General features: G+C 54.6%; 12 protein-coding genes. 7 read left to right on the forward strand and 5 right to left on the reverse strand.

Going from position 1 to position 16878, the window contains the following annotated elements; translation table 11 throughout:
• Positions 1-15: 15 nt before the first annotated feature.
• The 4 genes from OZX72_RS03935 to OZX72_RS03950 form a co-directional block, all read right to left on the reverse strand.
• Positions 16-1800, reverse strand: a complete 1785-nt coding sequence (locus tag OZX72_RS03935) for a DUF4153 domain-containing protein (protein WP_277159104.1) — start codon at positions 1798-1800, stop codon at positions 16-18.
• Between the two features lie 79 nt (positions 1801-1879).
• Positions 1880-2092, reverse strand: coding sequence for a helix-turn-helix transcriptional regulator (locus tag OZX72_RS03940; protein ID WP_277144521.1), 213 nt, complete (start codon positions 2090-2092; stop codon positions 1880-1882).
• Position 2093: 1 nt separating this feature from the next.
• Positions 2094-2639, reverse strand: coding sequence for a DUF2975 domain-containing protein (locus OZX72_RS03945; RefSeq protein WP_277159105.1), 546 nt, complete (start codon positions 2637-2639; stop codon positions 2094-2096).
• Between the two features lie 274 nt (positions 2640-2913).
• The gene (locus tag OZX72_RS03950) at positions 2914-4368 is read right to left on the reverse strand and encodes a catalase (RefSeq protein WP_277159106.1); all 1455 of its coding nucleotides are present in this window, start codon (positions 4366-4368) and stop codon (positions 2914-2916) included.
• Between the two features lie 143 nt (positions 4369-4511).
• On the opposite strand from OZX72_RS03950, the gene yaaA reads away from it, so the two are divergent.
• The 5 genes from yaaA to OZX72_RS03975 all read left to right on the forward strand — a co-directional run bounded on the left by yaaA (position 4512) and on the right by OZX72_RS03975 (position 11388).
• Entirely contained in the window at positions 4512-5324 is an 813-nt protein-coding gene (gene yaaA / locus OZX72_RS03955) for a peroxide stress protein YaaA (protein WP_277159107.1), read from the forward strand.
• Positions 5325-5587: 263 nt separating this feature from the next.
• Entirely contained in the window at positions 5588-7024 is a 1437-nt protein-coding gene (locus OZX72_RS03960) for a hypothetical protein (protein WP_277159108.1), read from the forward strand.
• Between the two features lie 314 nt (positions 7025-7338).
• Entirely contained in the window at positions 7339-7773 is a 435-nt protein-coding gene (locus tag OZX72_RS03965; protein ID WP_277159109.1) for a cytidine deaminase, read from the forward strand.
• A 227-nt stretch (positions 7774-8000) separates the two neighbouring features.
• Entirely contained in the window at positions 8001-9812 is a 1812-nt protein-coding gene (locus tag OZX72_RS03970; RefSeq protein WP_277159110.1) for a hypothetical protein, read from the forward strand.
• A gap of 106 nt (positions 9813-9918) precedes the next feature.
• The gene (locus OZX72_RS03975; protein ID WP_277159111.1) at positions 9919-11388 is read left to right on the forward strand and encodes a 3-phosphoshikimate 1-carboxyvinyltransferase; all 1470 of its coding nucleotides are present in this window, start codon (positions 9919-9921) and stop codon (positions 11386-11388) included.
• A gap of 124 nt (positions 11389-11512) precedes the next feature.
• Here OZX72_RS03975 and OZX72_RS03980 read toward each other — a convergent pair whose 3' ends face one another.
• The gene (locus OZX72_RS03980) at positions 11513-12742 is read right to left on the reverse strand and encodes an acetate kinase (RefSeq protein ID WP_277159112.1); all 1230 of its coding nucleotides are present in this window, start codon (positions 12740-12742) and stop codon (positions 11513-11515) included.
• A 728-nt stretch (positions 12743-13470) separates the two neighbouring features.
• Between OZX72_RS03980 and OZX72_RS03985 the strand changes: the two genes are divergently transcribed.
• A complete protein-coding gene (locus OZX72_RS03985; RefSeq protein WP_277159113.1) occupies positions 13471-15285 on the forward strand; it encodes an isopeptide-forming domain-containing fimbrial protein in 1815 nt (604 codons plus the stop codon).
• Between the two features lie 222 nt (positions 15286-15507).
• A complete protein-coding gene (locus tag OZX72_RS03990) occupies positions 15508-16566 on the forward strand; it encodes a class C sortase (protein ID WP_277159114.1) in 1059 nt (352 codons plus the stop codon).
• Positions 16567-16878: the final 312 nt, after the last annotated feature.

A 16878-nucleotide genomic window follows, 5' to 3' on the forward strand; every position in this document is an offset into this window, starting at 1 on the left:
GAAACTGGCCCGAAACTAGATTCCCCACGTTGACCACACTGTCTCGTTCGCGTTTTCATAGACTTGTTCAAGCGCGATTTGGGCGGCATCTTTTGTCGTTTTGTTCGGGGCTTGTTGCTTCAGACGGTTCAGTGGGTCGATGGCAGACGAGGGGAGTTTTGCCAGATAACCTGTGTCAACCTCTTCGATGCTGCCGTTGAGATAGCCGTCCACATCGACGTTGGCGATGATGGCGTCGGGCTGGATGAAGGCGAAAACAAGCCAAAGCGCGAGAGTGCCGAAAAAAGCGATACGGAACCATTCAAAACGCGGTCGCAGCAGTTTCACCACGGTTACCACAAGCAGAAAAGCGATTGCCACCATGCCCCAGTAGGTAAGGATGCGCAGGCGCGTGAGGCCGTATTTGTGTACGTAAAGGTTCATGCGCCAAGCTGCGGAAACCAGCATCACTGCCGTCGAAGCGACGAGCACGAGTTCCAGCGTAAGCAGGGATATCGCGCGTTTCTGGTTTTTGCGGAAATAGGTGCAGGCCATCACGATGACAAGATTGATGGCTGTGACTCCGACAAGTTGGAAGAATCCTGCACGGGCATAGGCGGCGTAGCCGCCGAACCGTTTGAGCGTGTCGATCCCACCGAAAAGATACGAGGACTGAATGGCCACGAACACCAGATAGACCGCGTCGAGCATGGCGAGCATCGTGTTGAGCATCGAGGTGGAGACGGAGTGCTGGGTTGCATTCTCGCTATTAGCGGTCTTTTGGCGTGGGTGGCGCAAGGCGAAGAGCAGCGAGAAGGTGATTGGGATAACCATAATGAAACGAACGATGTCGAAAGCTCGAGGTCCGAGATCGATATGGAGAAAGTTTGCCAAAAGACGATTGACGAGCCATTCGAAGTTTTCGTCAGCGGAGGAAAGTGCGGGAATCACCACGAACAGCACCGCGACCGCGCACATCGCGCCGATTGCAATGCTGCCTACCGTCCGGCCGCGTCCGTGCATCCACGATGAAGCGACCCGACCCAAAACCGACCAGTGACGGAACTGCTCGACGAAGAAGGTGCCGAGGCCGTGCAAGATTCCACGAAAGCGGAACAATTCGTTGTCGTCCGCGCCGCTTAACAACAGAAACGTGAGCGGCAGCGCGATGGCGAGAGCGCAGGCATTGATGAGCCTGATCCAAGCGGCTTGGGAGAATGCGGGAACAAGCATGAGCGCAATCGTGCAGAACAGCAGAGCATATGAGGATTTCGGCATCTGCAGTTTCAGCCGTTTCGCTCCTTTGAGGACGTTTGTCTTTTTCGCCGCCTGCGTTCCTTGCTTTCGCCTCAACCACCAGGCGCAGCCAAGGAAGGCGAGCAGGCAGACGCTGAGTGCCGCGCCGCCGGTTAACGCGAAATATCCCGAAAACAGGACGGGTGAGACGCATACACACCAAAGCAGTGAAAGCCCCAATGCGCACAGCAGCGAGACTTTGTCGGCTTTGGTAAGCGGCGCAAGCGGAGCCTTGGCGGTTGCGGTCGTTGTGCCGGATCCCTGTGCTGCGGTGTTGGTTGGATTCATCGCTTGAGCTATTGACGGTTGCACTGCGGAGTTGGCGGAATAAGGGTTGGCATTAGGGCCGGTAATGTAAGGATTCGCGTTTGGGCCGGTCAGATATGGGTTCGAGTTGGGGCCGGTGGCTGGTTTGCTTGCGCTGTTCGGCTTGTTGGTTGTCTGGTTTGCCAGATTCGCGGAATTGACGGGTGCGGCGTTTTTGGCGGATTCAGGCTGATTTTGGGTAGAGTTGTCCTTATCCATGACTGACTTCCTTTTGAAATCGTGTGGTTATGGTTGTTGTGGAATCACTGCTTCGTGACGAAAAATATGGAAGGTTTGACTATTCCTCCGCTTCATAATGCAAAAGGTCAGCGGGTTGGCAATCCAGTTCGTGGCAGATGGCGGCCAAAGTCGTAAACCGCACCGCACGCGCCTTTCCGGTTTTGAGAATGGAAAGATTTGCCACCGTCACTCCTACGCGCTGGGAGAGTTCGGTGAGCGTCATACGTCGGTCGGCGAGGATGTCGTCCAGGGTTACCGTGATATGTCCCATGTCAGATCACCAGATCGTTTTCGTTTTTCAGCTCCGTCGCGGTGGCGGTCAGCGAGGCAAGAGCGGCGGACACCACCGCGAGCACAAGGCAGAAGAGAAACGCCATGCCCAGCCCGAGAATGACGAGCCGACGGCTGTTGGAGACGGCGACGAGGGAGACGATGAGCTCGACCAGCCACACCGTCGCGGAGATGGTGAAGGCCATGGCGATTATCCGTATCCGGCGGACGTTGGTGGACGTGAAGGTTTCTTCATGTCCGATTGCCGAGAACAGTTTCCACGCGCATACGGCTACCACGGCCAAAGGTAACATCCCGATGGCGGTGAGAACGGCCGATCCCTGCTTGAGCTCATCGACCTTTTCCGCGGCTGGGATCACGATGATTGTCAGCGCCAGACACGCGGCGACTACGCAGGCGTCGGTGACTTCAAGCAGGATGGCAAGTGTGTGGTGCGACATGTGTGCACTGTGCCCGCTTTTGCTGTTTCCGGATTTTTGCGGCAGAGTCCGGGCGTTCGGGGTTTCTTTGGGTTGTTCGGATCCCATATGGTCTCCTTGACTGGCTGATTTCTTCCTGATTCCATATCATAATCTTTTCATATTGTTTTTCGATAAAAGGCATATCGTTTTTCAATAAAGACACATTTGAATACAAAGCCACGAAATTGCCGATCCGAAGGAGGCGTTTCTCAACGATGGGTATGAAATGAGGCAAGAATAAAAATAAGGATATAGAAAAAGGGAACCTACTATCTCGCGTTAGGTGAGAAGGAGATTCCCTTTTCAGGAGCATTTTCTATTGACTAGTTGATATTGATGTTCACTTGATATCGTCGAGATTCAGCCCGAGCGCCTCGGCGACACGGGTGCCGTAATCCGGGTCGGCCTGATAGAACTGCTTGGTCTCGAGAATCTTGATTTCCTCGGCGTGTTCGCCTTCGACCTGACCCAGGTTGGAGGCGATGGTGGCGACCAGACGCTGCTTCTCTTCCTCGCTCAGCACGTTGTAGAGCGCACCGGCGGCACCGAAGTTGTCGGGCTCGTAGGCAGCATAGTTGCCGGTCTTGCCTTCGAGCTGGTCGCCGTGGTTGCGAGCGGAGGTGTCCTCTCTCGGGCCGTCGAAGCTGTTTGGCTCGTAGTCGACCGCGCCGTCCTGCGCATTGTTGGACATGAAACCGTCACGCTCGTAGTTGTGAACCTCGCCCAAGGGGCGGTTGACCTTGAGCTGCTCGTAGTTGGCGCCGAGGCGGTAGCGCGCGGCGTCCTTGTAGGCGAAGAGACGGCCCTGCAGCATCTTGTCGGGGGAGGGCTCGATGCCCGGCACGAAGTTGGCCGGCGCGAACGCGGACTCCTCGACGTCCTCGAAGTAGTTGTCGGGGTTGCGGTTCAGGGTGAACTCGCCGATCTCGATGAGCGGGTAGTCCTTGTGGGAGACGACCTTGGTGATGTCGAAGATGTCGTGCTTGTAGTTGAGACCCTCTTCGTAAGGCAGAATCTGCACGCAGACCTTCCATGACGGGTAGTTCTTGGACTCGATGGCGTCGAAGAGCTCGTGCAGCAGGTAGTCGGTGTCCTCGCTGGCGGCCTTGGCGGCGGTCTCCTCGCTCATGTTGACCACGCCCTGCTCGCTCATGAAGTGGTACTTGACCCAGAAGGCGGTGCCATCGGCGGTGACCCACTTGAAGGTGTGGCTGCCATAGCCGTTCATGGTGCGGTAGCTGGCCGGGTTGCCGCGGTCGCCCATCAGGTAGGTGACCTGGTGCACGGTCTCGGGGGAGTGCGCCCAGAAGTCCCACTGGCGGGTCGCGTTGCGCAGGTGGGTGCGCGGGTCGCGTTTCTGGGAGTGGATGAAGTCGGGGAACTTCAGCGGGTCTTGGATGAAGAAGGTCGGCGTGTTGTTGCCGACGATGTCGTAGTTGCCCTGCTGGGTATAGAAGCGCAGCGCGAAGCCGCGCACGTCACGTAGGGTGTCGGGGTAGCCGAGCTCGCCGGCCACCTGGGAGAAGCGCAGGAAGATCGGGGTTTCCTTGCCCTCGCCGTTGAAGACGTCGGCTTTCGTGTATTCGCTCATGTCCTTCGTCAGCTTGAAGGTGCCGTAGGCGCCTGCGCCCTTGGCGTGCACCACGCGCTCTGGGATGCGCTCGCGGTTGAAGTGCGCGAGCTTCTCGACCAGCTGGTAGTCCTGCAGCAGCACAGGTCCACGCACGCCGGCTGTCTGCGAATGGGTGTTGTCGGCCCAGGGCTGGCCGGATGCGTTGTTGAGATTGGCAGTCAATGAAACTCCTTCTGTGTAAGTGTGTAAAAGAAGATAGCAATGCGGCCTTTGTCGCACAAGGGTTTTGTGATGTTTCTAACGCCGGGTTTTTCTGAACGCAGAGCTCGGTTATGTCGATTTTGCGGCTTGGCTAGACTGGGCGTATGCATCTTCTCTTACCGCCGTCCGAAGGCAAGTCCGCACCGAGCAAAGGGCCGGCGTTTGATTTGGATGAACTCTCATTTCCGGAATTCAACGATGCCAGAGAAACGGTTTTGTCGACGTTGATTGAAGTGTCGAATCGTGAGGATGCGGCGAAAATCCTGAAAGTAGGAGCAAAAGGCGCGCAAGAGATCGTTGCCCAGCGCGACATTCTTTCCGCACCCTGTGCACCGGCCCGTGAGGTCTATACAGGCGTGCTGTATGAAGCGGCGCAGTTGCGCAAAGATGATGACGTGTTGATTTTCTCAGGCCTGTTCGGTGTGACCAAAGGTGAGGATTTGATACCTGCCTATCGCCTTTCGATGAACGTATCGCTTCCCGGCATCGGCCCGCTGAAATCGTTCTGGCGCAAGCAATTTGCGGGCTGGAGCCCCAATAGTGACTTTACCGGAGATTCAAAGATTTCCTGCCAAACAAAAAATAATAATATGGTCGGAGATACGAAAGTCCAAGAATCGTCGGTACCCGGCTTCGTACGCGACGCTGACGTCACGGTCGACTTGCGTTCCGAACTTTATCGTGTCACCAAGCCGGCTTTGTCAAACGATAATGGCGCGTGGTGGGACGTTCGTATCGCCAATTCCCAAAACAAAACCATCTCCCACATGGCCAAGCACTACCGAGGTCTGCTCACTCGGGCCCTGCTTGATGCTCCGAACGGATCTGTAGACGAGACCGCCCGCACCCTTGGCACAGTCAGCATCGAGAGTATCGGCAATATTCGCCATCTGACGTTGGTGCCTGCTGGCCTCTGAAACGCGGTTTGTGCTGTGTCTTGCTTGGTGCGACCGGGCATTTATCGGAGAAATCGGCGAAATATGTTTGCAATGACATTTGTCAGCAGGGAACGGTTGCTGTCTGCTTAAGGTGCATCGATAGACGGATTTTTGGGAGATATTATAAAAATTAAGAAATTTGTCATCTTTGATAACGATGTTGTGTAAGATGTGGAGATGCTATTGCCGCCGTTTATGAGGCTAAGGCATGCCGCTGTTTACAATCGAAAAGAAGAAAAAATATGGCTAATGATGACAATATGAACGACGACGAATTGAGGTCGCAGCAAGATTCGGAACGTTCGACTTCCAATGATGGGATGAATCAGCAGGCTCCGCAAGGTTCCGGAATGAATCCCGTTTCCAGCGGGGCTGCTGCGGGTGCAGCAAATCCTGTTTCAGACGCAGCAGCCTCAACTTCCAATGTCAATCCTGCTGTAGGCGCTGCTCCGACGCCGAACGGTCAGCCTATGCAGCCGCCGCAGCCGAGCAACGGGCAGAACGCCAACTTCGTCCAGCAGGGGGCCGGTTCCTATGCCGGACAGCCCGGAGCGACGAACCCGAACCAGCCCATGCCACAGTATCCGCAGTCGGGCCCGTACGCTCAGAACGCTCCCATGCAGGGCCAGCCACAAGCCGGGCAATATCCGGCCCAGCCGGCTGCCGGTCAGTATCAAGCTCAGCAAATGCCCAACAACGGTAATGTTCCTTTTTCAAATAGCGCTTTCCCTGCTCCTTCCCAAACGCAGCAGAATTGGCAGCAGGGAGCTCAGAACCCTGGTGCCCCTGGAGCCGTGAACGGTATGGCCATGCCGAACGGTGTGAACGGTGCTCCTGGTGCCGTGCCCAAGAAAAGCAACAAAGCGGTTATCGCCATCGTCACCGCAGTCGTCGTTATTGTGGTTGTCGTAGCCGTTGTCCTCGGTTTGGACGTCGCCGGGGTAATCGGTGGCCCGAAGGAGAAGGATTACAAGGCAGCCCAGGACGAGATCGCCATCATGGATCATAATCTGACAGCGATGACCACCGATTTCGTCACCAATTCTCTTGAAGCCAGTACGGATGGGATGAAGGACGCGGGCACCACCCAGTTCAATGCCGACAAGAAGAAATTCGAACAGGCCAATGCCGATTTCAAGAACCTGAAGGTCATGAAAGACGAGAAGGTCAAGAGCGCGTATGATGTCTATGCTCCCAAAGCCGCAGGGTTCGACTCGTATATGGACGACCTGTTCAAGGGAATGAAGAGCCTTTCGGACATCAAGCAGTCCTGCACCAACCCGACGGGTGGCAGCACGGTCGGCAACGATTTCTACCACCAGTACGACACGTTCTTCTCTCAGTGCTCGGCCAAGATCCAGTCGGAGGGCAAGATCTCCAACAAGCCGGTCGCTAATTTCGTGCAGAGCCTGCAGGATTACCTGAACAAGAAGAACGCCATTTTGAAGCAGATGGAGGCCATGGGCGACCCGAACGCAATGAAGTCGAACAGCCAGATCGACCAGCTCAATGCATTGGTCGACCAGTTCAACAATATTCCGACTCCCACGGATGATGCCGCGACCTTCCAGCAAGCGGTGACGAAAGATGTTTCGAAGACCGATCCGACCAGGAGCTTGAAAAACCTCCAAACTGTTGTCAACGATGGTGCGAGGGCCAAGAAGGGTTCTCTGCTCTAGCGTAAAGGGATGGATTTCGTCCTTGACGTTCACGTTGTGTAAACGTCGGCGTGGATGTGAATGCCATCTTTCTGTAATGCAATATCAGATGCCGGCAGTTATCCGATTTTGACCATTAGCTAAGGTCGGATAACGGTCGGCATCTCGCTAAACGAGCCGGCTCAAGTTTTAGAACATATTTGCCTCGCGATTATCGGACTCGTGCGCATGTCGTCGTTCCGTTTCATAATTAAACGGAAATCATCGTGCTGAACGGTTTCAATCAACGTTGATAGCCGATTTCGCGTACGATAGTCGCAATCAAAGGATGAGCAATGGCAGATCAGAAAATAGACAAGAAGCAATTGATTGAAAAGGCGTTTGATGTTCAGCAGCGCGCTTACACCCCGTATTCGCATTTCAGGGTGGGTGCCGCGTTGCTTTGCGCGGACGGGAAGATCTACCAGGGGTGCAACATCGAGAACGCCGGCCTGACCGCCACGAATTGCGCGGAACGAACGGCGTTCTTCAAGGCGATTTCCGAGGGTGAGAGGAAGTTCACCGCCATCGCGATCGTCGGCAATCCGGAAGGTGTGGAAGCCACGGAGCGCACCTATTGCTCACCTTGCGGCGTGTGCAGGCAGGTGATGGCGGAATTCTGTGATTTGAAAACGTTCGACATCATCATGGCGAAGAGCGCAGACGACTACATCGAGAATACGCTGGACGAGGTTCTGCCGCTTGCCTTCACTGGTGCCAATCTGGACTAGTCTATATCGCTTTTGAACTAGTGCCTCTGTGGTATGCACTGGTTTTTCTTTGTCCCCGTTTGCGAACAATATGCGTTCGCAGGCGGGGATTATGTGTTTCGGCAACGTTTATTGTCGTTGTGATGTTGGATTCGCTGGGTATATTATGTTTGGGTAGGAGAGATTTGCTTTTATGATAATTTACGAGAAGAGACGGCAGGCTGTCGAAATCCGGGGAAGGCTTGAATATGGCAAAAAACGATGCTCAGAAACCGTTTGATCAAGCGGAACAACTTCCATTCGATCACAACGATTACATCGATCAGGTTGCTGATGCCGAACCATGGCAGGACGTCAACTCAGGCGTCTCACCTTCCAGCAGAACCGCCGAGTCTCGATACCGTACGCAACAGGCCAAGACTGGCGAAGTAGCCGCCGATTCGGCTGCACAACCTTTCTCGGGTCAGGACTACATCGTCAAGGCGGAACCACGGAACCGTCATTCGGCCAGCGCGAAAAGTGATACGAAAAGCGGGCACGGTTTCGCTCTGGTTCTCGGCGTGCTTCTGGTGATTGTCGTCATCATAGCGCAAAGCTTCAGCCACCGAGGTGATGATGGCCATGCAAAACTCTCGCCTTTCGATAAAACCAAAATAGCTATTCAAGACGATCATGTTCATATCACCGACAATCTGTCGAGCCTGACCCTGAACGATAAGGTAAGTGATGAGGACATCAACAAGCTCAAGTCGCTCGTCGCCAAAACCGACAGGGACAATGCGAAGTTCGCGGCCTTTGATTCCATGAAAAGCCCCGAGGTGAAGATTCAGCTTGAACGCTATGCCAAGATCACCGATGCCGAAAAGGCGATTGTGAACGGCTATATCGATAACGCGAAGACCGTTTCGTCGGCTAACAAAGCCTGTACTTTCTGGGATTACGTGGAGGACGAACAATCGAATATCGACCATTACCGAACCCAGATGGCCACGTGCAGAGCCAAGATGAAACCGCTTGCGGCGTCGAGCGATCCGGCGACGAAAACGTTCGTCGGCTCCGTCAGTGCTGTGTTGGACACCAGTGAACAGGCCGTCAACAAGATTGCCGCCATCGGCACCGACAAAGAATATGACAAAGCGACCTTGAAGCAGGTCCAGAAGCTCAACAAAAGCATCGACGTTTCAGACAAGATGTTGGATTATTTCTCGGATTACGGCAAGAACTTGACCAAGGAATGCGAGGCGCTGCATGTGGACTGGGCCTTTGACCGTTCCTATCTGACGGCTGAGACGGTCAACGATGCGAAGGATGAGGCCGACAATGCGAAGGAGGCATTCGTTTCGGCGTATGGAAAGTCCCTTGGCACTAAAGACCAGAAGCAAGTCGGCGACGCCTTGAGCAAGGTCGTCAGAGGATGGTATTACATGGTCGGCGTTGCCATGAACTGCAATTCCAGCGGTTTCGGCAATTTGGAAAGCGATGATATCGACGATATCAACAATGCCGTCAACTTGGCCGACCAAGCCAATCAACAGTTCGTCAATCTGCTCCCCACCTACAATGAAGAAGACAACAAGTGGATCAACGATTATCTGAAGGCCTATAAGAAAGACAAGGTGCAGATCCAGCAATATTCGAAGACGCTGCTCGCGGTTTCCGATGCCAGTGTCGTATGCGTCAAAGTCCCCCTGCCCGACAACTATGACCCGACATATTCGGCTTATACCAATGGCATCACCACGTGCAAAACTACGTTGAAGCCGCTTAAAGACAGCAATAAAGACGACAAATACATGCAGAAATTGGTTGCCGATTTGAATGCCAATTTCAATGCCAATCTACGTATCATAGACAAAATGAAAGCTTTGGGATCTCCTGATGAGGCAATGGCCAAGCACAAAGGCGAATATGATAAGTTGAACCATCAGCTGATGTACGACCAAGAAGGCAAGCGCGACAGGATATTCCACACTTACAAACAGCACTTCGACGATTTGCGCGAGAACTCCCATGCGACACTGGCCCTCTGGAGATTCGAACAGGGTGAAAAGCAGAAATGACGCGGCTGGTGCGGCTGGTGCTGTTCTGCACTGCTGGTGTCGGTCGACGCTGTCGGCGTCATCCGGTGCGTTAGGTGTGTAGGGGAGTTCCACTAAAATTTTCACTATGACAAGCGTTGAAACCTCTGATTTCCCGGATCCATGGCCTGCACCGACGGCCGAACAGCCATTGGACGCCACCGTCGTCATTCCCGGTAGCAAATCGCTCTCCAATCGTTATCTGATTCTGGCGGCGCTGGGCAGCCGGCCCGTCACGATCGAGGGCATGCTGCGTTCGCGTGACACCGAGTTGATGGCCGGTGCCTTGCGGACGCTTGGGGTTGGTGTCGAATTCGATAAGACAGAAGAGACTCGTGTGACGGTCACTCCGCCTACGAACGGCCGATTCGCTGGCAATGTCACCGTTTTCTGCGGGCTTGCCGGAACGGTGATGCGTTTTGTTCCTGGTCTGGCGCTGTTCGCCGACGGTCCGGTGCGTTTTGATGGCGACAAACAGGCCTATGCACGGCCGATGCATCCGCTGCTCGACGGGCTTGGGCAGTTGGGAGCGTATGTCGAATACGAAGGGAAGCCCGGTTTTCTTCCGTTCACCATTACGCCGCCGGAAGCGTGGGAAAGCGATGAAAACGAGCAGGATTATGTGGATTCGAGCTCCTCTTCTGGTGCTGCTGGTTTTTCAGTTTCACAGCTTTCATCCGTGGCCATTGATTCGTCGTCATCGTCGCAATTCATTTCCAGTCTGCTGTTAATCGGCTCACGATTATCGCACGGCTTGGAGTTATGGCACACTGGAAGCAAGCTTCCCAGTATGCCGCATATTTGTATGACGATGGCCGATGTCAGCGGCGCTGGCGGGCAGGCCGAAATGCCTGAAATCGGCCACTGGCTTGAGCCTCACCGTTCGTTGCAACTGCCTGACGGGGTAGTGGTGGAACCGGATCTGTCGAATGCCGCCCCGTTCCTCGGAGCCGCGATGATTGCCGGTGGAACGGTGAGTGTGCCGAACTGGCCGACCACCACCACGCAGCCGGGTGGCTTGCTTCCCGATATTCTGCAGAAAATGGGTGCAAACGTCACCTTGGATGGCAGGCCGTTCGATGAGGTCATGGCAGACGTGCGCAACCCTCAAACGTTGGCTTCGGTACCCAGAAACGGAACGTTGACGGTCTCGATGGACGGCCCGATTCGCGGACTTGGCAAGGGATTCGATATGTCGGCGGCAGGAGAGATCGCCCCGAGCATCGCCGCGTTGGCGACATTGGCCGACAGTCCCAGCGAGCTTGTCGGCATCGGCCATCTTCGCGGTCATGAGACAAACCGCCTGGCAGCGCTCGTTACGGAAATCACCAGAATCGGCGCCAAAGCTGAGGAACTTCCGGACGGGCTGACCATCACGCCGGTGCCACATAATCAGTTGCACGGCGAAATCATGGAAACCTACGCCGACCACCGCATAGCCACGTTCGCCGCGATGATTGGCCTGGCGGTCCCCGGCATCCGCATCCGCAACATCGCCACCACTCGCAAGACCATTCCCGATTTTCCGGGTATGTGGCACAAGATGCTTGAAAGTTAGCGATACCATCCGCAGATAGATACGAAAAGGCCGGAACCGAATATTTCATTTGGTTCCGGCCTTTTCGTCTCATATGTTATTTTCGCAGGATTTCAGAATCTGGCGAAAACGAAACGAAGCGAAATCACTTCTGGAAGACGTTGCCGTAGCTATCCTTGCCTTCGGTCGCGATCTTGTCGGCCTTGTGGGCGATCGCCAGCTCCTCGTTGGTGGGGATGACGGCGATGATCACGGAGCTGTCGGGGGTGGAGATGATGCGCGGTTCCTTGGAACGGGCGTCGTTCTTCTCCTTGTCGAGCTTTACGCCGAACGGTGCGAGACGCTCGCAGACGCGGGCGCGCACGTTGTTGTCGTTCTCGCCGACGCCGGCGGTGAAGGTAATCACGTCCACGCCGCCCATTTGCGCGGTGTAGTTGCCGATGTAGCCGACGATGCGGTGGATGTAGACGTCCATGGCGAGGATGGCATCCTCGTTGCCTTCGCTGATGAGGCGATCGACCTCGCGCATGTCACCGTAGCCGGTCATGCCGGTCATGCCGGACTTCTTGTTGAAGAGCTCGTCGATTTCGTCCACGTTCATGTGGGCATTGCGGATGAGGTGGAAGACGGCGGCCGGGTCGATGTCACCGGTACGTCCGCCCATCATCAGACCCTCGAGCGGGGTCAGGCCCATGGAGGTGTCGATCGGACGACCGGAAATCTGCGCGGAGGCGGAAGCGCCGTTGCCGATGTGCAGCACGATCTGCTTGAGGCCTTCGGCAGGCTTGCCGACGACGCTCGGGACGACGCCGCCGATGTACTCGTGGCTGGTGCCGTGGGCGCCGTAGCGGCGAATCTTGTACTTCTCGGCGACTTCCTTGTTCAGCGCATAAGTGCTGGCTTCCTTCGGAAGCTGGAAGAAGAAGGAGGAGTCGAAGACGAAGATTTGCGGCACGTCGGGCAGCAGCTGTTCCATGACCTCGGCGCCGGTGGCTTCAGGGCCGTTGTGCAGCGGCGCGAGCACGGCCAGGTCCTTGACCTGCTGGATGGTCTTGGCGTTGACGAGCGCCGGCTGCGGGAAGACGGAACCGCCCTGCACCACGCGGTGGCCGACGGCGACGATGCCGGATTCCTGAAGGTCGGGACCGTATTCCTTGAAGAAGCCGAGAACGCGCTTCAGGCCGTCGGCGTGGGTCTTGATCGGCTCTTCGAGCTCGTGCTTCTCACCATTGTATTCATGCTTGTAATGGCCATCGATAGGTTCGCCGATCTTCTCCACGAGGCCGCTAGCAAGAGCTGACCCGTTTTCGAGATCCACCAGCTGGTATTTGATTGAGCTGGAACCGGAATTGATGACAAGGACGGTTTTCGCCATTGTGTGCATCCTCCATATAGATAAATTGACCCGTGGAAGTTACCACGGCTACCGCAACACCACTTTACTCACGTGTTCTTACAAAGCGTCCGTAAGGATTCCAGAGGTCGAAAGCTGTCGCAAAAAAGAACCTCTTGAAAGCCGTTCAATCGGATATATGCTTATAGAGAAATGTAATTCGTTGAAAACCCGCCAAAATCGCCATACAAATAAAAAGAAATTGCTTAACGTAAGGATTAATATCTAACTTTTTGTCCAATTTTCGTTTACTATAATTTACGTCACTTCGAAAAGGTGACGAATATGCCGGTGATATTCGCGATGTAGGCGGATGGCGTCTCCGGATGCATGGCCTTTGGGGGAAGGCTTGGGAATTTGCATATTCGGTTGGTCGATGTGCTCTTGGGGGAGGGCATGAATTCACACAAATAGCTGGGCATAGCGCCGTTTGGGAAGGCGCTAAAGCTTATGTGCCTCAATTGCTATCCATCCGTATTTATGCAAACAGCCCGGCTCGTTCCTATTCCAAATCGTCTGTCATCGGGGATACCGACCAAGCAACACACGCACTTGCTGTATTCGTCGTTGAACAGAGGGGGCTGAATCAACACAATTTGTTCAGTGACCAAAAGACAGGAATTGGCATGTCCCGTTTATTGCCAAGGCCGAATGCAAGGTGACCTTCGACCCTGACTTGAACAAGGCGTGGCCTACTAAGAAGGAAGAAAATGAATTTGAACAAAAGGATATGCAGCGTCATCGGCGTGGTACTTTCCGCGGCGACGATGCTGGCTTTGGGAATTGTGGGTGTCGGCTCCGCAACGGCGGAAACGACGGCTGTCAATCTGAGCACCACAACGAATAAATTCGGCACGATCACGGTCAAGAACGCAACCCCTGGCCATTCCTACGCTGTGGTGCAAGTAGGAAAGTACTCCCACGCGGCCACGGACGGCACGCAGCTTACCGGCATCTCTCTTGACTCGACCGGTGTCAGCACTGTAGATACTGCGGTCGGGACGGCTGCCCACGCGGCGGATAGCTCTGCGCCGAACACCGGCAATGTCATCAGCTGGGTCGGTACCCATTGGTTGGGATTCACCGATAGCAGCAACACGCATAATTCCGATGCGACTTCGAACGCATTCCCTTATACCGGCACGCTCCGTGATTTCGTCCAACAGCTTGACACGACAATCCATACGTCTCGTTACAACTTCAATCCGCCTGAGACCGCCTCCTCCTCATCACCCAACCCCACGGTCACGTTCTCGCATCTGTCGATCGGCATGTATTTGGTCGAGGATGTAACGGCTATGCCGCCCGTCGGAACACCCGGTCATTCGGATTCGATTCCGATGCTGGTCGGCACCACTATCGGTGAAAATAACACCCTTAACGGGACCAAGATCGGTGAGATCAACGACAAGACCGATACCGTCACTGTTGACAAGTCTCTGATTGGCGGCACTGCCGTCAATGGCCAGGAATTGAGTTATAAGATTACGACCAACGTGCCGCTTTGGACAAGATACGACAAGTATTACTTCGAGATTGTCGATATGCCTGGAGCCGGTCTCGAACTGGACATGAGCAGCGTTGCGATCACGATCGGCGGGGGTGGCGTCGGTACGGGGAAATACACCGTTACCGAGGATGAAACTGCGGGAATCAACGGAGGCAAGGACTTCCATATCCTCTTCACCAACAACAGCATTGAAGACTATACACCAGGACTGCAAATCGTGGTCACCTACAAGATGATGGTCAAGGATGCCAGCAAGTCGATGATCAACCAGGCCAAGATCGTGCATTCTGGCAGGAACACCGGCACTGACTGCGCCAGCGATCCCACGGCTAGCGGGTGCACGACGGAAACGCCGCTGACCGACGACAGCTCCAGCGAAGCCGTCAGCTACTCGGTCACCATCCGTGACTTTTTCAACGACGGTTCGACCAAAACGCCGACCAAAGGCGCGACGTTCAAGGTCTACGACGATACGGAGGATTCCGCTCACGCCCATGCTTTGACGTTCAAAACAGACACCGCGATTTCCGCCACCGAAGGCGAATACACCTATGACACCAGCACCAGCAGCACGGCTATCGTCGGCGCTGCAGCCTATGACACATTGAAGATCGATGGTCTCAAGGCCGACAAGTATTCGTTCGTCGAAGAGACCGCCCCGACCAATGTATTGCAGAGCGTCAAGCCGAGCTTCAAGGTTGAGATTACCGACGCCAACGTATCGGGCCACCCCAAAGACACCAAGTTCGTGTTCCATGCGGATATCTGGGATCTGGCCAGTGTCGATACCGAAAACGTTGTGGGGAGCGAGCCTCACAGCGTGGCTGATGGCGGCCAGGTGGAGTCCACCAACTTCAACGTGAGGATCGATAACGTGGATTCGCTCACCAACCTGCCGTTGACAGGTGGCATGGGTCTCCTGCTGCTACTTGTGCTGGGCCTTTTGTTCGGCAGCGCAGCCGTTGTGTTCACTGTGTTGCATCGTCGCAGCGTGCTCAACAGCAAGAGAATCTGACATCATGACTGTGCGATTGGCTGCTGCCGCTTTAAACATGCTTTCGGAAACCGGTTTGAATACTGGTCTAAACATGGTTTCAAGCAATGGCGGACAGTCAACCGTTCGGTCGGTGCAATGGCGATAAGGTTTGATTTCCGGTTCGTGAGAGCGAAGTAGATTTCTCAATGATGAGCCGGAATGGGTAATGGATCTTTCTTTTTGATTCCATGCGAGGCAACAATGAACGAGAGGAAAACCGAAGGGCCAAAGCAGACGGATCAGTCCGAGCTGCCGCTTGGGTTTCAGCCCTTTGAAGCCGCCGTGCGTTGTCCTCGCAACCGTTCGGCGGCCATCTATCGAGCTGTTCTCAGGGCCTTGCGCGATCTTTTCATACTGCTCACTGTGATTGTGTTCCTTTGGGCTCCGGCGGCCAGAATGATCAGGGCTAGGAATGAGAGCATCGCCTCTGTCGAGGCGGCTCGGGAAATGGCCCAATGGCGGCGTGGACACGTCGAAAAGGAATATCGCAGCGCCGTTCAATACAACCAACGTATAGTTGATTCCGGTCAGCACAAGCTGGGTGAAGCCATCGATCCGTTCATCGACGATCCCGACGAAGACACGATTTCCAAGCGCGACAAGGACTATCAGTCGATGCTGAAAACGACAAACGGGGTGATGGGTACCGTAAAGATTCCCAAGATTTCTCTGAAACTGCCGTTTTACCATGGCACCTCCAAGGCTATCCTGCAGGTCGGTATCGGCCATCTTTACGGCACGAGCCTTCCGGTGGGCGGCAAATCGACAAACAGTGTGCTCACCGGCCACCGCGGCATGGTGGACGCCGAACTGTTTACTCGACTCAATGAGCTCAAAAAGGGCGACATCATCTACATCGAGACGCTCAACCGCACAATGGGTTACCGTGTCAGCGACATCAATGTCGTCAATCCCACCGACGTACATCTTTACAAGGTGGTACCGGGGCAGGACCTGCTCACATTGATGACCTGTACGCCTTACGGCATCAACACGCAACGGTTGGTCATCACCGCCAAAAGAGGCAACCTTCCCAATAAGGTTCCTTACTATCGCGGTGATCAGGACGCCGTGCTCCTGGCGGGAATCACCGGGGTTACCGTTTTGCTGATCGGGTCGCTATGGGCGATGCACCGCAACTACAAGCTGCTCGTACCGCCTTCGTGGCACTACGACGGCTCGCCGGTGGCATGGTGGAGCATGTTCTCGCGCAGGACGGATACCCGTGCGCTCTTCAACAGAGGTCGATGTAAAACATAAGTCTGACAGGCGTATCGGCACTGACGGCAGTTCATGCTCGAAGGCGCGAAATGCGAAAGAGGGGTTGCAGGGAAACCTATTATTGGTTTCCCTGCAACCCCTTGTTTGTGCTTGGCTGCGTTTTCCTGTTCACGAATTTTTATACAGGATTTTCTGATTTTCATCTGTTCTAAGTTCAAAGACTTTCATATTTGTAACATTGGCTCTGCCGTGGGGTGTGTTCGAAATTTTATTTGTTTTTTCATGGTCATGAAAAAATACACACATTGCGTGAAAAAAATTGCTTATGTTTTTCCTTTAATGTCGAGTAAA

The organism is Bifidobacterium sp. ESL0769 (genome assembly GCF_029395495.1).
Classification (GTDB): Bacteria; Actinomycetota; Actinomycetes; order Actinomycetales; family Bifidobacteriaceae; genus Bifidobacterium.